The organism is Pseudoalteromonas sp. AS84 (assembly GCF_038900255.1).
GTDB lineage: Bacteria > Pseudomonadota > Gammaproteobacteria > Enterobacterales > Alteromonadaceae > Pseudoalteromonas.
On sequence record NZ_JBBMQY010000026.1, the window covers coordinates 17,112 to 39,257 of the forward strand.

At 36.9% G+C, this 22,146-nt stretch carries 20 protein-coding genes and 1 pseudogene; 10 read left to right on the top strand and 11 right to left on the bottom strand.

What is annotated here, in order from left to right; translation table 11 throughout:
- Positions 1 to 197: 197 nt before the first annotated feature.
- The 4 genes from pgi to WNY79_RS18740 form a co-directional block, all read right to left on the bottom strand.
- Positions 198 to 1,844: a glucose-6-phosphate isomerase gene (gene pgi, locus WNY79_RS18725; RefSeq protein WP_342876593.1), complete on the bottom strand. Its 1,647-nt coding sequence runs from the start codon at positions 1,842 to 1,844 to the stop codon at positions 198 to 200.
- A gap of 399 nt (positions 1,845 to 2,243) precedes the next feature.
- Positions 2,244 to 4,499, bottom strand: coding sequence for an aminotransferase class V-fold PLP-dependent enzyme (locus WNY79_RS18730; RefSeq protein WP_342876594.1), 2,256 nt, complete (start codon positions 4,497 to 4,499; stop codon positions 2,244 to 2,246).
- A gap of 135 nt (positions 4,500 to 4,634) precedes the next feature.
- On the bottom strand, positions 4,635 to 5,711 hold the full coding sequence (locus tag WNY79_RS18735; RefSeq protein WP_024598356.1) for an AI-2E family transporter: 1,077 nt from the start codon (positions 5,709 to 5,711) through the stop codon (positions 4,635 to 4,637).
- Positions 5,704 to 5,922, bottom strand: coding sequence for a sulfurtransferase TusA family protein (locus tag WNY79_RS18740; protein WP_002961455.1), 219 nt, complete (start codon positions 5,920 to 5,922; stop codon positions 5,704 to 5,706). Before WNY79_RS18740 ends, WNY79_RS18735 begins: the two co-directional genes overlap by 8 nt.
- Before the next feature lie 145 nt (positions 5,923 to 6,067).
- Here WNY79_RS18740 and WNY79_RS18745 point away from each other — a divergent pair, with 145 nt between their 5' ends.
- The 5 genes from WNY79_RS18745 to WNY79_RS18765 are packed head-to-tail and all read left to right on the top strand — an operon-like array spanning position 6,068 to position 9,587.
- On the top strand, positions 6,068 to 6,733 hold the full coding sequence (locus WNY79_RS18745; RefSeq protein ID WP_002961456.1) for a hypothetical protein: 666 nt from the start codon (positions 6,068 to 6,070) through the stop codon (positions 6,731 to 6,733).
- Position 6,734: 1 nt separating this feature from the next.
- Complete coding sequence (locus WNY79_RS18750; protein ID WP_342876595.1) at positions 6,735 to 8,192, top strand: M48 family metalloprotease; 1,458 nt, start codon at positions 6,735 to 6,737, stop codon at positions 8,190 to 8,192.
- Positions 8,193 to 8,245: 53 nt separating this feature from the next.
- Positions 8,246 to 8,593 carry an arsenate reductase (glutaredoxin) gene (arsC, locus tag WNY79_RS18755; protein WP_342876596.1) on the top strand — a complete coding sequence of 116 codons (348 nt, stop codon included), beginning with the start codon at positions 8,246 to 8,248 and terminating at the stop codon, positions 8,591 to 8,593.
- On the top strand, positions 8,593 to 9,147 hold the full coding sequence (wrbA, locus tag WNY79_RS18760; protein WP_342876597.1) for an NAD(P)H:quinone oxidoreductase: 555 nt from the start codon (positions 8,593 to 8,595) through the stop codon (positions 9,145 to 9,147). Before arsC ends, wrbA begins: the two co-directional genes overlap by 1 nt.
- Positions 9,144 to 9,587 (top strand): DUF2069 domain-containing protein, encoded by a 444-nt coding sequence (locus WNY79_RS18765; protein ID WP_002961460.1) that lies wholly within the window; start codon positions 9,144 to 9,146, stop codon positions 9,585 to 9,587. The genes wrbA and WNY79_RS18765 overlap by 4 nt, the downstream gene beginning before the upstream one ends.
- 82 nt (positions 9,588 to 9,669) lie before the next feature.
- Here the strand turns inward: WNY79_RS18765 and WNY79_RS18770 are convergent, their stop codons facing one another.
- The gene (locus WNY79_RS18770; RefSeq protein WP_002963113.1) at positions 9,670 to 11,007 is read right to left on the bottom strand and encodes an ankyrin repeat domain-containing protein; all 1,338 of its coding nucleotides are present in this window, start codon (positions 11,005 to 11,007) and stop codon (positions 9,670 to 9,672) included.
- Between the two features lie 241 nt (positions 11,008 to 11,248).
- A complete protein-coding gene (locus tag WNY79_RS18775; RefSeq protein WP_101163304.1) occupies positions 11,249 to 11,842 on the bottom strand; it encodes an ABC transporter substrate-binding protein in 594 nt (197 codons plus the stop codon).
- A gap of 245 nt (positions 11,843 to 12,087) precedes the next feature.
- On the opposite strand from WNY79_RS18775, the gene WNY79_RS18780 reads away from it, so the two are divergent.
- Both WNY79_RS18780 and WNY79_RS18785 read left to right on the top strand, forming a co-directional pair.
- Positions 12,088 to 12,624 carry an acyloxyacyl hydrolase gene (locus WNY79_RS18780; protein WP_002963116.1) on the top strand — a complete coding sequence of 179 codons (537 nt, stop codon included), beginning with the start codon at positions 12,088 to 12,090 and terminating at the stop codon, positions 12,622 to 12,624.
- Between the two features lie 87 nt (positions 12,625 to 12,711).
- The gene (locus tag WNY79_RS18785; RefSeq protein WP_121954333.1) at positions 12,712 to 12,858 is read left to right on the top strand and encodes a DUF2897 family protein; all 147 of its coding nucleotides are present in this window, start codon (positions 12,712 to 12,714) and stop codon (positions 12,856 to 12,858) included.
- Positions 12,859 to 12,887: 29 nt separating this feature from the next.
- On the opposite strand, the gene WNY79_RS18790 is transcribed toward WNY79_RS18785, so the two are convergent.
- Together WNY79_RS18790 and bamC are read right to left on the bottom strand one after the other, a co-directional pair.
- Complete coding sequence (locus WNY79_RS18790; RefSeq protein WP_294120827.1) at positions 12,888 to 14,258, bottom strand: YjiH family protein; 1,371 nt, start codon at positions 14,256 to 14,258, stop codon at positions 12,888 to 12,890.
- Between the two features lie 66 nt (positions 14,259 to 14,324).
- Positions 14,325 to 15,386 carry an outer membrane protein assembly factor BamC gene (bamC, locus tag WNY79_RS18795; protein WP_342876598.1) on the bottom strand — a complete coding sequence of 354 codons (1,062 nt, stop codon included), beginning with the start codon at positions 15,384 to 15,386 and terminating at the stop codon, positions 14,325 to 14,327.
- A gap of 359 nt (positions 15,387 to 15,745) precedes the next feature.
- Between bamC and WNY79_RS18800 the strand changes: the two genes are divergently transcribed.
- From WNY79_RS18800 to WNY79_RS18810, 3 genes and pseudogenes are all read left to right on the top strand, one after another.
- On the top strand, positions 15,746 to 16,279 hold the full coding sequence (locus WNY79_RS18800) for an ACT domain-containing protein (protein WP_002963123.1): 534 nt from the start codon (positions 15,746 to 15,748) through the stop codon (positions 16,277 to 16,279).
- An 11-nt stretch (positions 16,280 to 16,290) separates the two neighbouring features.
- Positions 16,291 to 16,770 carry a thioredoxin-dependent thiol peroxidase gene (gene bcp / locus WNY79_RS18805; RefSeq protein WP_342876599.1) on the top strand — a complete coding sequence of 160 codons (480 nt, stop codon included), beginning with the start codon at positions 16,291 to 16,293 and terminating at the stop codon, positions 16,768 to 16,770.
- Between the two features lie 211 nt (positions 16,771 to 16,981).
- A pseudogene (locus WNY79_RS18810) lies at positions 16,982 to 17,157 on the top strand (thioredoxin-dependent thiol peroxidase); the annotation flags it as partial.
- 104 nt (positions 17,158 to 17,261) lie between these two features.
- Here the strand turns inward: WNY79_RS18810 and WNY79_RS18815 are convergent.
- The 3 genes from WNY79_RS18815 to WNY79_RS18825 are packed head-to-tail and all read right to left on the bottom strand — an operon-like array spanning position 17,262 to position 22,124.
- Positions 17,262 to 18,440, bottom strand: coding sequence for an alpha/beta hydrolase (locus tag WNY79_RS18815; protein ID WP_342876600.1), 1,179 nt, complete (start codon positions 18,438 to 18,440; stop codon positions 17,262 to 17,264).
- The gene (locus WNY79_RS18820; RefSeq protein ID WP_342876601.1) at positions 18,437 to 18,892 is read right to left on the bottom strand and encodes a hypothetical protein; all 456 of its coding nucleotides are present in this window, start codon (positions 18,890 to 18,892) and stop codon (positions 18,437 to 18,439) included. The genes WNY79_RS18815 and WNY79_RS18820 overlap by 4 nt, the downstream gene beginning before the upstream one ends.
- Positions 18,885 to 22,124 (bottom strand): hypothetical protein, encoded by a 3,240-nt coding sequence (locus WNY79_RS18825; RefSeq protein ID WP_342876602.1) that lies wholly within the window; start codon positions 22,122 to 22,124, stop codon positions 18,885 to 18,887. Before WNY79_RS18825 ends, WNY79_RS18820 begins: the two co-directional genes overlap by 8 nt.
- Between the last annotated feature and the right edge of the window lie 22 nt (positions 22,125 to 22,146).

Genomic DNA, 22,146 nt, shown 5'->3' on the forward strand with positions numbered 1-22,146 from the left:
GATGGCTTTTATAGCTGTATTTAAATAAAAGCCTGCTGAATTGTTCTATATCGATGATTTATTATTATTTTTATCATTGCGCTTATTAAATGAGCCTTAGGGGCCCTGTATCTCCTCTCACAAAAATACAGACCCTAAGCACTCCAGCGCTACCCGTTCAAAGGTACTCGGTTTACTTACTTGCGTAAGCGAATTTTTTACTGCGTACGGTTTTGTTTGTAGTACGCCATTAAGCCGTTTGTAGAACTATCATGAGCGTGTTTCACGCTTTCATCAGTGAGTTCACTCTCAATTTTAGATGCTAAACCTTTACCTAGCTCTACACCCCATTGATCAAACGAACATATTTCTAAAATAATGCCTTGGCAAAATATCTTATGCTCATACAGTGCAATTAAACGACCCACTGTTTTAGCATCTACTGTATCTAATAGCATAGTCGTTGTAGGACGATTGCCTTGATGAATTTTATGATTTAATAACTCATCAATCTCTGCTTGCGATTTACCCTTAGCGGTTAAATCAGCAGTAACTTGCGCTGCATCTACACCACTCATCATCGCTTCTGTTTGTGCAAAGAAGTTAGATAATAAAATATCGTGATGCTTATCAACATTCACTTGTGGTTTAACTGATGCAATAAAATCTGCAGGTACAATTACATTACCTTGGTGTAAACACTGATAAAATGCATGCTGACCATTAATACCCGTCATACCCCAAATAATTGGAACTGTAGTATAAGGTACCGTTTCGCCTGCAAAGTTAACGTGTTTACCGTTACTTTCCATTTCGCCTTGCTGTAAATACGCAGGCAACATATGCAGTGCTTGGTCGTACGGTAATATAGCTTGTGCTGTGTAGCCCAAAAAGCTCGTATTCCACACACTAAGCAACGCCATAATTAATGGTATATTTTGCTCAAAGGGAGCTGATTTAAAGTGCTCATCTACTTCAAACGCGCCTTCTAAAATTGCTTCAAAGGCGTCGTAGCCTAAATATAAAGCAATTGGTAAGCCTATCGCACTCCAAAGTGAAAAGCGACCGCCAACCCAATCCCACATAGTGAATACGTTTTCGTCGCTGATACCAAAGGCTGCCGTTTTTTCTAAATTTGTACTTACTGCAACAAAGTGCTTTGCAATTGTACTTTCATCTTTTGTTGTTTGTAAAAACCAATCAACCGCTGTTTTAGCATTTGTCATTGTTTCTGACGTCGTAAATGTTTTTGACGAAATAACAAATAATGTTGTTTCAGGGTCAATGGCTTTCAATATAGATGAAATCTGCACACCGTCAGCATTAGATACGTAATGAACATTTAACGTATCATCAGCAAGTGCTTTTAATGCCTCGGTTGCCATTTGCGGGCCAAGGTTAGAACCACCTACACCAATACTTACAACATCTTTTACCGCTTTACCGGTATAACCTAACCATTTACCACTACGCACTTTTTCAACAAACACTTTAATTTTAGCTAATTCGTTGTCTACAGCTTGTGTTACGTTTTCGCCATCAACAATTAATGGAGTGTGAGCGCGATTACGAAGGGCCGTATGCAGTACTGAGCGATCCTCGGTGATATTTATTTTTTCACCGCTAAACATTTTATCACGCCACGATGCAATATCGCATTCTTTAGCAAGTGACATTAAGTTAGCAAAAACATCGTTATCAATAAGTTGCTTAGAGTAGTCGAATAATACACCAGGTACTTGAGTCGAAAACTTAGAAAAGCGCGTGTCATCTTGTGCAAATAACGTTTTTAGATGTGTTTGTTTCATCTTAGCTGCACTTTGTTCCAGTGCTTGCCAACTTGCTAGTTGCGTTCGGTTAGACATGTAAGTACCCTCTAATTTTTTCAATCAATTGATTTAAAAATGCTTTTTATAAAAGCAAAACTCTTAACACTGCTTATTTATACTAAAATAAAGCGTCGATAGTATAACTAAAAATGCAAAAAAAGTGCTGTTTTTATAATTTTAGATGCCGATGATAACGCAATTTTTAGCTTTTGACACCGGTATCATAAAAATTTTATAAATTAATTTACCCTCAATTTTAAAGGCAACGGCATAGCTTAATCAATCAAAATGAAATATTCATGAATTTTCATAAGTACTACTAATTGCTTTTTATACTCATTAACTAATTACTGTGCATGTTTACATTGCGTGCAATAAACCTTAAAAACAAAAAATCGGCTCTAAAGCCGATTTTGTATAAATTACAATCTTTGTTTAATTGCTAAGCGCCAACCCACCACTTAGGTTATAAACAGTTTTGTATCCTAGTTGCATTAAATTCGTTGCAGCAATTTTTGAGCGGTTACCACTACGGCATAATAAAATGTACTTGTTATTTTTGTTTAATTGGCCTTCAAATACCGCATTTGCCATTCTGCTAAGTGGTATATTTAATGTTTTTTCATCTAGCGTATTAAATAACTGAGCAACATTATTTGCTCCATGTTCATACGGTTCTCGGGTATCTATTAAATATGTATCGCTGGTGTTTAACATCACTTTAGCGTCATCAAAATTTAATTGCTGTGTATCAACCTCAGGTAATGCATTTACATAACCACACAATTGCGTGTTATTTATTTGCTTTGAAGCGTCGTACTGCTGTTTTTGTATTGCAAATTCATCAACTGAAATACTGCCGCTCACTAACGCATCAAGTAGTGGCGTTTGGTTTTGCTGTACAGCCCAGTTCATGGCAAAACATTGTTGGTAGTCGTGCCCTGAGCAAATAATGCTGGTGCTTTTAAGCTGCTTGCTCATTGCTAAAACAGATCGAGCCATTGCTTTTGCATCCCCTCCCATAAGGGACGTATTGCCAAGCCCAGCAGGCAATATTAAATCACCACAAAAACAATAACGCGTTTCGCCATTACTGTTTTTTAATAAATAACTTACGCTATCTTTGCTGTGCCCAGGTGTAGCTACTTTTTCAAGTGCTTCATTTGCCAAATTAATACTTGCTGTATTTAGCGGCCAACCTAGCGAATCAACCTCACCTTTGACAACTCTTGAGGCAAGAACGCTGGTTAGTAAATTAGTCGCTGACTCTCGCTCTTGATGCAGGTGAGTATTAAGCACCGCTGATATAGTTAAGTTTTGTGTATTGGCTATTTTTTCAAAACGCGGAATAAGCTCAATAATCGGATCAATTATAACTGCGTGTTTATCATCGCTCACATAAAGCCAACTACATGCACCTTGGTGCCTAAATTGAGTAAGGCCCAGTGCGCATACTTCTTGTTGTGGTGTGGTGCTGTCTGACACGATTAAACAGTTTGCCTGTAATATTGCTTTTAGAGCGCGAATTCGCACACAAGCATCATCAATATCATGTTGTGTTGCAGCCGGTCCAAACGATAGCCTAATCGCGTTTTCGCTTTGCCACTTACTTGCACCCATTGCATCTAAAACAAAACTTGTTGATGCACCTGTACTACAAGCCGAGCCTCCACTTACGCGAATACCCGCAGCATCAAATAAATCAATCACCTCTTTACTCGTTAAGTCGTTAACAGCAAAGTTAAGTGTGGTAGGTACGCTATAAGCAAAATCATGGTTGAATGTAATATCGCCAAAGGTGTCTTTTATCGCGTTTTGTAACTGGCTTCGATAAGAGTTAAGTACACTAACTGATTTAAATGTTTCGTCTGATTTATCAAGCAACATACTAAATAGCTTATTTAACCCTGCAATACCGGGTAGATTTTCGGTGCCTGAACGCATTCCACTTTCTTGACCGCCACCCGCAATAAAAGGAGTATACGCACTGCCACTACGAATATATAAAAAGCCGATACCTTTAGGTGCATAAAGCTTATGCCCCGAAAAAGGTGCGTAATCTATTGTTGTATCACTAAGCGCGAGTGCTTTTTTACCGAGCGCTTGCACGCAATCCACCATCCACGATACATTTTTATTACGGCTACGAATTACCTGCTCAATAGCGGGTAAATCTTGATACACACCGGTTTCGTTATTAACGGCCATGGTGCAAATCATCAAAGCGTTATTAATATGCTCTGCTATAAAATCTAAATCTAAAATACCGTTACTATCAACCGGAATAGCAAGCACTTCAGCATTAACGTCAAGTACGCTATTCCAGTGCTTAAGTGTATTTGGTACCGCTTTATGCTCAGTTGCGCCATATAACAATATAGGGTTTTTAATCGGGTGTTTTTTAGCATCAATTAGCGTAGAAACTACCGCAGTTTGAATGCCTTCTGTTGCGCCAGAGGTAAATAAAATATCGCCATTACTTGCGCCAATAACCGTGTGGGCTTTTTGACGCGTTTGTTCTAATAAATGCTTGGCTTGAATACCTGTTATATGAGGACTAGAAGGATTACCAAAACATATTTGCATGGTATGAGAAACAACATCAGCAATACAAGGCAACACAGGGGTCGTTGCGTTTGCATCAAGGTAAACTTGTTTTACTGGCTCATCGTGCAATAAAAACTCAGACATTAAAAAACGCACCTTATTACTAAAAAATATATCTTATTACCAATAGTACATAAATTTACAGGTAATGAGTAATAATCAATTAGCACTAGAGGTGCGTTTACTATTCTTTTTTAAACTAAAAGTTTGTTTACTTAATTATTCACTGAGCTCTTTACTTATCTCTTCATGTGTTGACGACCAAGCTGTTATTAGCGCTTTTACTAATGAAGCCAATGGGATGGCAAAAAATACGCCCCAAAACCCCCACAAGCCACCAAAAAATAATACCGCAACAATTATAAACACCGGATTTAAATCAACTGCCTCAGAAAACAACAGTGGCACAAGTACGTTGCCATCAAGTGCCTGAATAATTCCGTAAATAATTAAAATAGTCCAAAACTGTGTTTCTAATCCAAACTGAAACAGCGCAACTGCTGCTACCGGAATAGTAACCAGTGCAGCACCAATAAATGGAATTAAGACCGACAAACCAACAAGCACACCAAGTAATGCGGCGTAACGTAAATCTAAAACAGTAAATGCAATGAAAGACACACCACCAACAATTAAAATTTCAAACACTTTACCGCGAATGTAATTCATAATTTGTTGGTTCATTTCATGCCACACTTGCAAAATTAAGCGTCGTTGCTGAGGGATCAGTTTAGCAATACTTCCTGTTAGCTCTAGCTTGTCTTTAAGCATAAAAAACACCAGTAACGGCACAAGTACTAAATATATAAGCCAAGCTACAACATCTTTTAAAGAGGTAAGTGAAAACGACAACACAGCCTGACCAAACTCAATAATTTTAGCTTCTACTGTTGCAACAATAGCTTGTACTTGTTCAATACTAATCAAACTTGGGTATTGTTCTGGTAAAGCGATTAAATAAGACTTCCCCTGCTCTAACATATGCGGGGTTTCTTGGACTAGGTTACTGGTTTGCTTCCAAAGCACTGGGCCAATAACCAAAATAAGGGTGAGCATAATGCTAATAAATATCAACATTACAATAATCGTTGCACTAAAACGCTTTAAACCAACGCGCTCTAAATGAACAACCGGCCAATCAAGTAAATAGGCAATAACCAATGCCACAAGCACAGGGACTATTAACGAGCCAAAAAAGTAAAGTAAGGCTACTGAGGCCAATAATAAAAATAATAAGGTAGACGAGTGAGGATCCGAGAACTTCCTTTCGTACCATGTTTTTACGTATTCAAACATGTAATGGCTCCACTAATAACAACCCACGTTGTTTATCAAAATTGTAACTATAAGCATTTTTTTGCAAAAAACGTTCAATATCGTTCGCACTCTCACCTTTATTAAGACTAAAAGTGATACGTTGTTTTGATGACTGCGCACTTCGTAGCGCAAGTTTAAACTGCACAAATTGCTGAGGGCATTTAAACTCTTTTAAATCGCGCTCTACCATAACTACTTTATCCGTATAGTAAATGAATAATAAGTCGCATATTTACGGTCAATATACTTATATACGCAAACCGTTGTAACTTTTTGTTAAAACAATACCTGCAATAGTTTATCCTTATAACATAACTCGCAGTAAGGATAAGTTAATGCCTGGCACGCATAATAAAGCGCAACTACCAAGTAATCCAACACTCAAAGAGATTAATTGGTTTAAAAAGCAAATTAATTGGGGCGAACTCCCTCCTTTTTATCACCTTGTTGCCTCATCAATAAGCGAATCAGAAGGTATTTTAGATCATGGATTCGATAATGCGGTTAAACAACTTATAGATAAACGCAATTGGAACTTAGATTTATTAGAAGGCCACGAAGACAGCTTTGGTGAAATACATACCAAATATAAGCCTCGCATTGCGCTGCACCAGGTTTTTACCGACAGAGGCTTTGAGCTTTGGGCACAGCCTTATGCTAAAGATGTTATTGTTGACCAATACATAAAAAATAATCGCTTTATGGAGTTTAGAGTGTGGGACCCACATTCAATGAAAAACCTGATCAGAATAAGTCAGTTACATAAGTTTATTGGCTTTTATTTTGAACGGGGCGACAAAGCAGATAAAGCCATTATTTTACACGCACATAAAGTAGTACATAAAATTATTACTTTTTTGCAGCGAGAATTGAACGTTGTAAAGCTTGATGGAGTCACAATAAAAGAACTATACCAATTGTGCGAAAAAGACAGCCGTGCAAGCAGTGACGAAATAGACATAGCCAAAATTGCAATTGGCGAACAAATTAACAAGGAATAAAATGCAGCTAAAATCAGCATTTATCACTTTATGCACCGCAGCGCTTACGTTTAGCTTATTAGTAAGCGAACCTTTAAAAGCGCAAACTAACTTTACTCTTCCTGACTTAGGAACATCTGCATTACAAGCACTGCCACTTGAAAAAGAACAAGCTATTGGCGAAGTGATGATGATGCAAATACGAGGTTCATCGCCAGTTATAAACGACCCTGTGCTAGATGAATACCTCACCACTATTGGCCGTAAACTCGTTGCTAATGCTAACGATGTACGCTTTCCGTTTTCATTTTTTTGGATAAATAACTCAGAAATAAACGCATTTGCCTTTTACGGCGGCCATGTTGGAGTGCACACGGGATTAATAGCGCAAGCAGATAACGAGAGCCAGTTTGCTTCGGTACTTGGTCACGAAATTGCCCACGTAACACAGCGCCACTTAGCACGTAGAATACAGCAGCAACAAGATAACAGCGCACTGACCATTGCCGGAATGATTGCTGGTATATTAGCAACCGTTGTTGCACCCGACGCGGGTATTGCCATTATATCAGCAAGCCAAACACAATCTGCTTTTAGCCAATTAACACATAGCCGCTCAGCTGAGCAAGAAGCTGACCGCATAGGCATGCAAACACTTAATAATGCTGGTTTTGATGCACGTGCATCGAGTGAGTTTTTAACTAAACTTGCAGCGCAAATTCGTTATAAATACAAGCCACCAGCATTTTTGCTAACTCACCCATTACCAGAGAGCCGAGTGTCAGACGTACGTTTGCGTGCAGAGCAATTTCCTGTGCGTCTTATGAATGCGAGCCTTGAATTTAATTTAGCAAAAAGTCGAGTGCTTGCCCGCTACGACAACAAACCAGAAAACGCAGAAGACTTATTTAAAAAACTACTGCGCGAAAACAGTTACAACAATACTGCATTAAAGTATGGCTTAGCCATAAGCTTACTTGATCAAAAAAAGCTTGATGAAGCAGCGCCAATATTAGACGAGCTTTTAAAAAACGATCCTAAAAACTTATTTTATATAGATACCCATACCGATTTACTTATCGCACAAGAAAAGGCAGATGAAGCCGTTAAGTTTTTAGCTGATTTAAATCAGTATCGCCCTAATAATCAGGTAATTACGCTTAACTATGCCAATGCAGCTCTCGAAGCTGAGCAATATGAGCTTGCTGAAAATATTTTAAAGAGTTTTTTACTCGAAAAGCCCGACCACAACTTAGGCAAACAACTCCTTGCTGATGCGTATAAAAAACAAGATAAATTAGCCTCTTATCACGAAGCGAACGCCGATGTATTAGCGCAATATGGCGCTTATTTAAAAGCCGCAGACGAAGTACAAAAAGCACTTAACTTTGTAGAGTCTACCCAACTTGTAAAGCAACAACGTTTAAAAGCACTACTTACCCAGTATCGACTTTTACAAAAAGAGCTTGCAAGACTTTAAGTCTGCAAGCGCTTACCCTAAAATAGACGCAATTCACACTTTGGAATCATTTTATGCCTGTTACTATTTACCACAACCCACGTTGTTCTAAATCACGCGAAACGCTAGCACTACTGCAAAGTAAAGCGATAGAGCCAAGTGTTGTAGAGTATTTAAAAACGCCTCTTACACACGAGCAAATTGCAACGCTTGTAATCCAACTTGGTTTTTCATCCGTACGTGAATTAATGCGCACAAAAGAAGATGACTACAAAGCGCTTAATTTAAAAGATGAAAGCAATGAATCAGCATTAATAGATGCCATGGTACAAAACCCAAAACTAATTGAGCGCCCTATTGTGGTTAATAACAATAAAGCCGCGATTGGTCGCCCACCAGAAAACGTACTAAGCGTTTTATAATGAGTGCAACCATAGTGGTGCTTTATCACTCAAGCCATGGCTCAGTTGAAGCAATGGCTCACGAAATAGCAGAGTCGATAGAGCAACAAGGTGCTAGCGCACTACTTCGCACCTTTGTGGCTAAAAATGCGCACGACATTGTGATCAACAAAGATGACTTAATAAACTGCGATGGTTTGGCATTTGGTACACCAACCCGATTTGGCATGATGGCCTCTCAAGCTAAAAGCTTTTGGGAAACCACCAGCGACTTGTGGCTAAAAGGCCAGTTAATAGATAAGCCAGCGTGTGTGTTTTCGTCATCAAGCAGTATGCATGGTGGTAATGAAGCAACCTTACTTAACTTATCTCTGCCACTATTACACCACGGTATGATGCTACTGGGCGTGCCGTACGATGTACCCGAACTACTTGCAACACAAACAGGTGGAACACCATACGGTGCAACACACGTTGCTGGCAGCGCTAATAGTGCACAACTTAGTAAAGACGAAATTAAAATATGCCAAAGCGTTGGTAAACGCCTTACTCACATTGCGAGAAAACTTAAATGAATACAGCTGACAACCCAGCTAAAAAGCCAATTACAGTAAAATTTCAGCGTGCCGCACTATTTGGCTATGTAGGTTTACTTGTTCTTATTCCACTGTGGATGTATTTTGTACCACCTTTAAATGGTAATGCGAGTTTAGTGTCTTTATTTGTGCCTATTATTCCATTACTACTGCCGCTAAGAGGCATAATAAAAGACTATACTTACACTTATGCGTGGGCTAACTTTATTGTAATGCTGTATTTTATACACGGCTTAACCATGCTTTGGGCAGCTCCTGATGAGCTTATATGGGTATTGTTAGAGCTTGTGTTTGCCTCTTCAATGTTTATTGGCTGTACGTATTATGCAAGGCATCGCGGACAAGAACAGGGTTTAAAAATCCGTAAGCTTAAAGAAGAATTAGCTGAAGAAAAAGCAGCAAATGAGCACAATAAATAATATTTATCCATAAACGGTTATAAATACAAAAAACGCGCTTAAATTGCTTTAAGCGCGTTTTTTATTAACTTTCTAAAAGTGACTAAACCAAATCACTTAAGGCTGCTAGTACCACAATACTCGCTAACCCTATTTGAGCAATTAAGCTAATAAACGAAAAGCCCCTAAGCACAAACAAACCCCAAGGGTGTTTAATATGTGGATATAACGCACAGCGTTTTAAAGTGGTCGCAAAGAAAAAACAAATCACTGCAACCATAGTTAAACCCAGCGTCAGCTCACTTTTAATTGAGAGTGTTTCATCAAAAAAGAAGAACAACTGCAAAGGCAGCAATATAGTGACAATAGCGTGCAGCACATGTACTTTTTTAATACGATCAAACTGCCCTTCCGGGGAAAGCTCTTTAATACCAAAGTCACGCTCTAAGCATTTAACCAAGTTATTGGCTTTAATACTAACCGCCAAACGGTAACAACTTAAGCCTTCTTTATTGCGCGCTCTAAAGTTATAACCCGCTTTAATTAACAGCACCATTAACGATTCATTTTTAGCAAATACAGCGTAATGAAGCGCTGTATTACCTAAATTATCAACCGCTTTTTTATCTTGCTTTGCAAGTAGCGTTTCAACCACATTTACATAGCCTTTTTCGGCGGCCCACATGAAGGCTGTTTTATTGTTCTCGTCAGCAAGAACGCCTGTGGCGCCTTGTTCAATAAAACGCATGGCCATTGTTTGCTTGGCTGTTTTTTTACGTAAGTGCGTTAATAATGCTTTTTCTAGCAGTACAACAGAGTCAACATCAGGAGAAACCTGTGTAAGCAACGTAAAGTAGTCTTTACCCGCCGCTACTTTTTCGCTAGCAAGTTCAGAAAGCATATCTAAATCAGCAACAGACTCGGGTATAAATGCACTTAAGCGCTCTCTAAAATCAACTTCTTTCCAAAGGGCTAATGTATCTTTTGCCGAGAGTTTACTTTTATTATTTAACGCATGCTCAATTAACGTGAAATAGCGTTTACTAAAAAACAAATCAACTAAAGACAGTGGCGTATCTATGGTGTTTTGCGCGGCCACGCTTGCGTATTTTTCAAGGCGCTGGCATAGCATAAGCACTAAGCTTTCAGGGGTGTATTCATTATCGTAGTAATGGCTTTTAACCGCACTAATATACGCTTGTGCGTCTTCGTCATATTCAGAGATATGTTGAAAATAACATTCTTCAAATGGCTCTAACGGGGTTAACCATGCCAAATAATAAATAGGCGGTAACACGGTGGTGCATACACCATCGTCTTCATTTGTAGAACGACAAGCAGGCCAAGCTTCCAAAGCATCTAAAATAAAGGCACCGTTTTGTTCTACCAGTCCTTTAATAAGTAATGGGTATTCCTTTGGCCAAATCAGTACATTTTCCATTAAAACAACACAACTCCAGTGTGGCTTGGGGGTGGTAAGTTATATCAGTTTTTAGCTGACACCACGCTTAATCAAAGTGTCGATATTCTAGCACACCTTTGTTTTGCTGCTAGCGCAAAATTACGCAATAGCAACAATCCTTTAGGATTACCGTAGACAAGAATATAAAAACGGCCAAGTACATAGGTAATTGGCCGTTTTTGAGGTTGGAGTTGGGCTTAATCAGAGCCAGACAAATAGTTTATTTACTTTTTAACTCGCTAATAACTTGATCTAAACCCACTTCAGAAATGCGTTGAATAATCTCTTTTTGCTTAGCACTTAATAGTGAAATACCTTCGGCAACAATATCGTATACTTTCCACTCATCATTTTTACCTAAACGAAGCTTAAAACTTAAGTCGATTGTAGGCGCATTTGGCTCAATAATTTGTGTGTTAACTGTTGCGTACTCAGAGTCACTTTTTGCGTTATTACGCTCAAACACTACTTTTTGACCTGTGTACTTCATTAGTGCACCAGCGTATGTGCCTGTTAAATAATGCTCTACTGCATCTATGAATTGAACAGCCTGTTCGCGCTCAATGCCTTTAATGTGCTTACCTAATAATTTAAACGACACAAACTTAACATCAATATGCGGCATTAAACGTTTTTCAACAATGGCAGCCATCGCGTCTTTACTTGCTGTGCCTTTTGAATTTACTTGGCCAATGTCTGCAAATAGCTTATCGGCTACTGATTCAAGTAACTGATCTGGCGATTGCTGAGTTTGTGCAAATAACGAACTACTAAAAAAAGCAGTGGCTAAAACGAATAGTTTAAAGAGTTTCATAATTGTATATGTCTGTGTGATTAAGATGGCTGTAATTTACGCGAACTATACGCAATAAAAAAGGCACAAATAAGCAACTTATTAATGCCCAAACAGCACCAATTAAATAACTAAAATAAATTCAATCAGTTAGAAACCGCCATTAACAGCTCATATACAACCGGCATTTTGTCCTCATTGTAATTGTTAATAGGTCGCCCTTATCATTTAGTTATCAACTTAAATCAAACAAACATTTGGCACCTATGAAAACGTCACTTAAAACACTTATTATCTCTTTTGCATTAGTAGTTTCACTTTTTGGCAAACTTGCTTTTGCTCAATCGAACCATGGTTATGCTGTTGATTTTCTCAAAGGCGAAGGTAACGTAAACGGCGTTAAGCTTGCGTATCAGTATCATGCGCCTAGTATGCAAAACCTTATTGGCGATGCTCGCTTTTACTTTGAAACCAGCGTAAACATGTGGGAATACCGCCACGGCGATGAAACACAATCAAACCTAGTACTTGCTATGTCACCTGTGCTGCAATTTCCTGCCTTTAGTTTTAACAACACCCCATTTTATGTAGAAGCAGGAATTGGTGTATCACTGATTGATGAGACGCAGTTTGCCGGTAAAAACATAAGCACTCACTACCAGTTTGAAGACCGTATAGGCCTCGTTGCCGACTTTGGCCACACTAACGTTGCTCTTAGAGTTATTCACTACTCAAACGCAGGCTTTAAAGAGCCAAACCCTGGGCTTAACTTTTTAACACTTTCGGTAGCTAGACGCTTTTAACGTTATTGATTGTGTTTTAAGTAATTTAATTGCTGTTATAGCGTAAAACGGTCACACTTATCCCCTGTTTAAAGTAGGTAAGTGGTTATGCAAACTTGGCATATTGTAATTATTGTCGCCGTTGTTTTTGCCATTATCATTGGTAATATTGCGCTGATTAGGCTCTCTGCAAAAACGGAGTTTAAAAAGCCCAACGCCAATATTAAAAATACAACAGACACAAAAAAGCCCTGATTAATCAGGGCTTTTAATACATGCTAAACCTAGCCTACTAGCCAATGCGCCATCAGCGCAATAACAGGTAAAGTAATTAGCGTTCGCAAAATAAATATAATAAACAACTCTAAAATATTTACCGGTATTTTACTGCCAAGTAAAAGTGCGCCCACCTCAGACATATAAATAAGCTGCGTTACGCTCATGGCTGCAATAATAAAGCGCGTTACATCACTTTCAATAGTACCTGCTGCTAATATTGACGGAATAAACATATCAGCAAAACCAACCATAATAGTTTGCGATGCTGCTGCAGCTTCGGGTACTTGTAATAACTCTAAAAATGGCACAAATGGCATACCTAAATACTGAAATATAGGCGTATGCTCAGCAATGATCAGTGCAAATGTACCTACTGCCATAACCACTGGCAACACACCAAATACCATATCAAGCGCGTTATGTACGCCCTCTTTTATAGTACCTTTAACACCCGTTGAGTTATCAGCTTTTGCGAGTGCAACATCTAACGAATGACCAAATAAAGTTTTATGGCCCGGAATTGTTTCAGCGTCTCTATCTGGCTCAGTACCATCAATTAGTAAGTCTTTTTTAAAGCGCAGTGGCGGTAATCGCGGCACAATAATAGCGGCAACAATACCGGCTAAACATACCGTTGCGTAAAACGGTGCAAATAGGTATTCAAGTTTAACTTGCCCAAGCACCACTAAACTAAACGTAATTGAAACCGCTGAAAACGTAGTACCAATAATAGCCGCTTCGCGTTGTGTATAGTGCTTTTGATCGTACTGCCTTGCAGTCATCAAAATACCTACACTACCATCACCTAACCACGATGCAGTACAGTCAACCGCACTTCTACCAGGTACACCAAATACAGGGCGCATTACTTTAGTCATTAACGTACCAGCAAGCTCTAGTAGACCAAAGTTAATTAATAGCGGCAGTAATAAGCCCGCTAAAATAAATACCGAAAACAACACTGGCAATAAGTCATTTAATACCAGCGCGCCAGTATTGGCCGAGGTAATCATCTCGCTACCTAGGCTTAAGTACGTCATTAAACCAAACGCCATACCAAATAAGCGTACCACCAGCCATGTCCAGCTCACGTCAAATAAATGCTTTAACAAAGGTGAGTTACATATAGCGGCGGGTTTAAACACTTTAGTAATTACAGAAATAACCCCTGTAATACAAATAATGAGAGTAATAATTGCTTGAGCAGAGCCAAGCATCATTGCTTGAACCGCTTTTGCCATAACGGCAATAGGAATGGTCATCCCTTGCGAGGTACTAATGGGTGTCATAAATAAAAACACACCAATTAACGAAGGAACCAAAAAAGTAAACCAAGTGCGCCACGTATAGTGTGAACGATGAGGTAGCTGAGACATATTTATTAACCTATAAAAACCACAAAAAGAGCATAGCGCTCTTTTTGTGGTAAAACTTATTATTATTTAAATTTTAATGCCGCGCTGAATGAGTGCTGCTTCTAATGCTTGTTGTAAACCATTCATAGTACCTGGTTCAAGCGTTTCGCCTTTCTCATCCATCCACGTTAAGCTAGTACCGCCTTCTTTAGTTTTACTTACTAAAATTTGGTATTGGCCTTCATCAATAGGTAGTTGAGCTACGTCATCACCCCAAATTGAATCCCAAACGCTTGTTTCCGGTTTAGTATAATCAGCAGTAATTAAGCCCGTATCTGGGTTAATTTCAACAATAGTGAACGACAAGCGCTCTAAAAAGCCAGAGAAACGATCAAACACAGCTTCGTAAGATTGCTCAGTTACAAGTGCTGCATTACCTTTGTTATCAAAACCCATTTCAAGAGAAATAATACCTTGGCGTTTACGCATATCAACTTCAAGTTGACGGTAACGGTAATCAAACTCGCTCACTACTTGGTTAAGCGCACGTACTTCTAACTGCTGCTTTAACAAATCAGTAAGTGTATGGTCGCCTTTAAAATCTATCAGCTCTACACGTAAAGACGCAGTACGCTGATGTGACTTTTCTTCAATAGTGAATCTAAATTTTTCTAAATCATCGTTAACTTCATCGCCCCACCACCAAAAGCTTTCTTCTGTTTTGATGATTGAGTACCAATCAGTTTCAATAATACCAAGTAGCTTATCTTCTTTAGTTGTGCCCGCGTTATTATCAGCAAGTACCGATTGAATCGTATCCCAAAGAAATTCATCTAAATCAGCAATGCCATCGTTTTTATCAAAATAAATACGCGCTTGTTTATCTGTCTCTTCTACCCAACTGCCTTTAGCAATTGTTAATACTTGTGCCGGTGGGCGGTAATTTGTAGCTTCAGGATTGTTGTCGTATTGACCTACATCCATTTTATAAACTGGGTCTTGAGCTGGTTGAGATAACGACGTTGGTGCTTTTACAGGCTCATGCGTACGATAGTTACGTTCGTCATGTGCCTTATTAATAAATACACTACACCCTGATAAACTTACCAATACACTTACTGCAAGTGCTTTTGGGATCCAATACTGCACAGATATTTCTCCTTAGCATACCCTTTAATTGTTTTAACAAATATATGAGTGGGTAATGCCGATTTGGTTCAGTGTAAAATCAATATTAACTTTACATTTATTATTTGGCTGCCTAAATGCAATAAAGTTCAGCACTTCTACTTAGCAATAAAACTAAGCGCAAATAAGCAAATTTTAGCTATGGTACTTTCCCGTGCCAGTAAAAACAAGAAACACCGCACTTTAAAAGCGCTTAATTAGCGTGTGCTGTAGTTTAGAGCCCTTTTTGTGTTAAACTTCGCCGCCGTGCAACTTCTCGTGTGTATTTTTGGTGTTGCCAACTCGGTTGATATAATCCAAGTAACAAGGTATTTGAACTCATGACTGCATTTTCAAATCATCAAATTGTTTTAACAGCGATTGGCGAAGACAGACCCGGTATTGTAAGTGAACTAACCCAACTGGTTAGTGATTGCCACTGCAACATTATTGACAGCCGTATTGCTATTTTAGGCTGCGAATTTACCTTCATAATGCTACTCAGCGGCGACATGTCGGCAATAAGCCGCATAGAGCACGTACTGCCTACTAAAGCCATGGAACTTGGCCTGCTAACCATGATGAAGCGTACAGCGAGTCATACTCCTAGTGAGTTTTGTGCAGGTTACACCCTAGAATACACTGGCATAGACACCCCTGGCACATTGAGCAAAGTTACGCGCTTTTTTGCCGATAACAACATCAGCATTTGTTCATTAAAGTCAGATACATTCGATGAAAAAGTCGACATGAAAATGCGTTGTGAAATCGAATTTAATATTCCAGTTGATGTAGATATAGATCAATTTAAAATTAGTTTTGAGAGCCTTTCTCACACGCTAAACGTAGATTATATTTTTAAACGAATTCGTTAAGGATGCTAAACATGAACACAATTAGTCCATTACAAGCTGGCGATACTGCACCCGCTTTTAGCCTACAAAACCAAAACGACGAAACAGTAACATTAAGCGAGCTGTTAAAAGAGCAACAAGTGCTTGTGTACTTTTACCCTAAAGCGTCAACGCCGGGTTGTACTATACAAGCCGAAAACCTACGCGATGAGCAAGCACAGCTTGCTAAATTTAACACCCGCGTTGTAGGTATTAGCCCAGACCCAATTAAGCGCCTTAAAAACTTTGAAACTAAAAAAGAGCTTAATTTTGATTTACTAGCCGACGAAGACCACGCCATTGCTGAAGCATTTGGTGTATGGGGCTACAAAAAATTTATGGGTAAAGAGTACGATGGTATTCACCGCCTAACATTTTTAGTAGGCCAAGACGGTAAAATAAAACACCTATTTGATAAGTTTAAAACTAAAGATCACCATCAAGTAGTGTTGGACTATTTAGCTGCAGAATAAGTTTGTGGCAGAATAAGCTAGCGGCACAGTAAATTAGCTGACAGCTATTAGACAAATACAGAAAAGCGTTGCTCAAGGGCAACGCTTTTTTATGCTAGTTATTAAATCTTTGGTTAAGTGAAAGCATGATTGAGGGATAAGTAGGTAGGCAATAATTTTGATATATGAAGTCAAGATTTGACCCCTTCGGTTTGCTTGACCCCTTCGGTTTGCTGTCGGTGAAACTTATGGTGTTTGGCAACTGAAGAAGTGCATGGGCCGTGAAAATATGGTTTAGTGCATACCTCATTCTTAGTAAATGAGAATGGAGATGTGGAACATGTTTTCAATAAGTTCAAAACTAAAGAGCACCACGGAGTAGTGCTAGGCTATTTGCAAAACGAGTAATAGAAACGAGTTGTATTCCCTTGATTGGTTTATGAATTGTAGGTTTGATACATTGAACTACCTGCATAAACACCCTGACTTTTTAGGTGTTTATGCAATAATCACTAACTAAAAAAAATATATATTCCCCATAATATAAATAAAATATAAATAAATTCTTTAAAAGCCCCAAGGAGTGTAGTCGTTTTATCAAGAAGTCCAAGGCGAAAAAAGCTATCCTTTCTATTATCAATCATTTCTACTTCATAATCTTCATAAAAAAGAGGTAACCAGTAAGTTTCTATGAAGTAACCATCTTGGTCAAAGTAATGGCTATGCCCACCTCCATCAAAGATTCTGTTAATAAAAGTACTGTCATTCTTTCCTTTGAAACCTACCTTTCCAGCCATACCAGAAAAAGGAACAAACGCTTCGCTAAGTGATAATATATAATCAGAAGAGCCACAGTCGTTAATTATTCTGGCATTAGTCTGTTTCTGAATATTTCTAAAACTATAGTTCCTTCTTAACACGCTACCAGATAGAACTATTGTGGATAGATTTTTATACTCCTTTTTTTTAACTAACTTTTCTAATGCTTTAATTAAGATGTGAGTACCGAAGCTATGAGAGAACAAAATTATTCTTTTCTCTTTATTTTTTTCTAACACCTCATCTAAAGATGAAGCAAAGCTGTTAACCGCTGGCCACCTTAAAAAAGGAAGAAAAAATGAAAAAATTGAAAAATAACCATATTTAAAGGTTCCAAATTCCACATTATCTACATTTTTTTGCACTATTTTTTTCAAATCTTGCTGCCACGCACCTCTGGTTCTAATACCATGAATAGTGTAACAATAAATAGCCTTATCAGTTGTACTTCGACCAAGTCTATTTGACTGTTTATATTTAACAGCACTTACAATCTTTTCTTGCCAATTGGAGCTTGTTCTTCTTGCCTCTATTAGTGTGAAGCACCTTTTATCAAATTCACTTCTAAAGTCTTGAAAATCCTCAGTGCTAGCAGTTATCCCAATAATAGTATCTGGTTTCTTTATTTTTATATTAGACTCTAATTCTTTCAATAGACGAAAAGATGTCATCGCAGACGGAGTTTCATCTCTACGAGGCATAATTACATCTAAAAACATTATATCAAAATAAATATTTCTTAGAGCACCCTTAATAGACTGAGTTGTATGAAATATCTCAATATCACTTTCTATTAAATTACATTCATTTATTAAAAGGTTTTTAATTTTATGACTTCTTTTGGGATCATCATCAGCAATAGCAATTTTCATCTATTAAGTTCCACTAAGTGATTAGAAAATGTATCCCGCCACTCACTACTTTTATTACTAAAAAAAATGACATCTATACAGCTTTCTTTAAAACTATCTAACAACTCTACTTTTAATTCATCGAAAGAGTAACTTTTATTGTGATCACTAAAATTTTTATAGTGTGTTATAAATATATATTTCGACTTTATGTTTTTACGTTTCATTTTTTGAGCTAATTCTCTTCCACCAAACACTCGGAACCGGCCTCCAACCTCACTATCTGATTGGTCAAATGTTGGTAAACTCATGTCTAAACAAATAAGATCGAAGTGTTTTGAGTTTATTTTTTTCCAGCCAGAAGTAAAGGATTCACCTACCTCCAAGTTAACATCTGATAAATTACTATTTATACAATCAATAACCTTATTCATCTTGTTAAAATTATCTTCAACCACTAGTATATTAAACATTATAAGACACCTCGGTAATAAAGTTTTTGTCAACTATATCTATTTTCAAATCAAAATTATTTGATAAGGATAACAACTTAAACTTAGATTTATATAAACCTGTACCTCCTTCCTTTACTAAAAGAGAGTTTGCATTCATGTTTTCTAGCTTACTTCTAGCTCGTATAAGTTCACCCGCCAACATGCAATTTTCATGTTCTTTTGAAATAGAATTCAAAATTTGCATGCGATAACTACCGTCTTTTTTACCAATGATTTTGGCTTTGACAACTTCATTATTACTCAAATGTTTTTTAGCATTTAAAATACAGTTATTTAATGCCATAACCAAAGATGGTACATAATCGCCTGAAACTTCAGGGACAGGGTTTCGGTCTGGACAGCTATTTTCTGTGCTATCAACTTCAATTCCTAAACATCGTTCACATATTCTAAGGACTTCTGTTAATAAATAAGAGCTAAAAATTTTGGGACTTCTAAGATTAAACCAGTCGCTTAATGTTTTTACATCTTCTTTAATATCATTCCTAACTTTATCTACGACTCTAATTAATTCTGTGAGAGATGAGCCTTGTTTGATTCTATCTAAATCGTAAATAAGCTCCTCGAACAAGTCATCTAATGAAATTGAAAAGTCATGGTCTATTTTCGACCTCATAACTTTAAGACAACTATCTAATTGTTGATTTAAACTATCAAATATTAATATTACAAGTTCATCTAAGGAACTCGCTTTAAAGAATCTATCTATATCGTTTGAAAAACAATCACTTGCATTATCAAAAACAAATACACGCTCAGGCTTTGAATTATCAATCGAGACCTTCATCCAACTTTCAGCTATATCTAATAGCTCATTAAAGTCCTTTGAAAATTTCATTAACCTCTTATCCATCTCACCCGTAATTTTCGGATGAACAATCTGGTAGTAGTCTAACCAGTATTCGTTGGATTTATACCTATCTCCTTTCAACTCAGTGATGAGGTTATTGGTTTCAAATTTAGAACTCATAAGATTACTAAAATAGGTATGTCTAATTTCACCACTTAAGTTACTATCAAGACCATACTCCAAATTATGTAAATACTCAGACATTAAAAACTGATAAATATCTACAAGGAGGTTATATACAGACACATAATCATCTTCACTAGATTTATTTTCATTATATTTATCAAGAGCTACAAAATACTGCCCCCCTAATGATTTTATTTTACTAGCATTAACCTTGAATATTGATTGTTTATCAACTTGAACTTTAGCCGTATTTAATGTTGCCGTTGCTTCATCTAAAAGTATTTCTTTTAGTATATCTTGGTACTCGCTCTCTAATTGCTCATCTTCATGCAAGCCAAGGCTTTTTAAGGAGTTTAGTATGTTAATTCTTTCATACATAATATCCGTAGTTCCAACAAAGCACCCCATATAGTCCATTACAGAGACTTTTGAAACCTCCCTCATTATAAACATCTCTTTATCTGACAACTTTTCCTTACTTTCAAATATATCACTCGGCCGCTCAATACCCATATTCAATATAAACTCATCAAAAACTTGATTTAGGTAATCAACTCTATCTTTATTTATCAATAAACTATAAAAATAATTAAATATGACAGCATCTTCACTCTCTAGTTGATTTGATTCAACATACTCAGAAATAAGTTGCATAGGAAAACAAATATAAGATGAATCATTTTTCAACAGCTCGTTTACGGAAAAATTTAACAACTCTTCAAGCTGTTTAGTCTCTATCATTTTAGCAGCTACTAGTTCTAAAACATCCTTATATATAGGTTTTAGGTTTTTATAGTTTTCAATATTATTTCTAGTTGGGTTTTCTAGATATAATCTTTTAGCGATCTGTTTCTCTGTATTATCAAGTAATCTATCTTTAATTACTTGATACGGACTAAAAGGAAGTAAATGAACAGACTCAGTTCCCCCACAGTACGTGTATCTTGTTAGAAATGAAACTTGAAGGCGATGCATTGATGAGTAGCCATATGGCAGAGCTTTGTATAATGCAACTGTTACATGTTTAGAAATATCAAAATGGTTTGTATTATATATTATTGTTTCTAAATTGGTTACGGACTGCTGAATATCTTTTAGCTTATATATATTAATTAAATTCAATATACACAACTTTAGAAACCCAGGAATACGTTCTGAAGGTTTGCTACGTGAGTAGATGTAACTTTTTGCATATATATTTAGATTTGATATTAATATATCATCTAAAGACTCCATTGATTCAAACTCGTCAACAACCTCATCATAGGAACCTTTTTTATATAATTCATAATGTTTATTTTTTGAAACCCGCCTTTTATTCCAATCAGGTTCAATAACTTCAATTATATTCAATATCTTTTTCTTTATTAAGCTTTCCTCCCCTGTATCTATTGAAGTTCTTTCAATAATATCAGCCTGTATTGAGATCTCTTTCAAAAGTATAAATGAATCAAGATAGTTATAATCTTGCAACCACTTAAAAGAGTAATACGGGTGTACTTCAAACTTGTTTGGAAAAGGTATAAACATTAATATCGTTATAGAAGCAAAGTCAAGCGCCTCTCCATCAATAAACTCATTGATGTCTCTAACCAATGTATTTTCAATTATTAACTTTGGATCAGCAGTCTCAAATATTGCAGATAAGCTACTAAGATTTTTATAAATATTATATTGTAGTTCTTTATTTGAAAAGTGGTTTATGTAGTCTTTTAATTCACCATGCTCACCATAGTGCTCTAAGTACATCATTTTTGCCTTAACAAACCAAAGAGTATCACCATAATCTCTCTTAATTTCATCTAAAAGAAGAGATATTTCAGCTTTATTGCCATATATGAAAAGCTTTTCAAATTTTACTCTAAGAATATTAAAACTTTTTACTTTATCCGAATATAAGGTTAGTGGAACTAATAAAATATCAAGTAAATATTCAAGTGGAATATCTTCAAAAACCATTTCTCTAGGTTTTTTTTCAAAATTAAAATTAAAAGTTGAAGATATTTCTCTGAAATATTGATTGCTTAAGAGGTGCTTTAATACCATATTGAAACTTCGGCCTTTGTATCTATATACAAATTCCACATAATTTTCTTTAACTTCATTTATGTAGTTAAGAGACAAATTTCTTCTTGGAAGTATTCTTTTTACTAAGTCCATTACAGGCTTTTCTTTTACTTTTTCTGGTTTTCTACTTTGCCTTTTCCTACTCATCCTTTTCTCTCAATAATTGAAT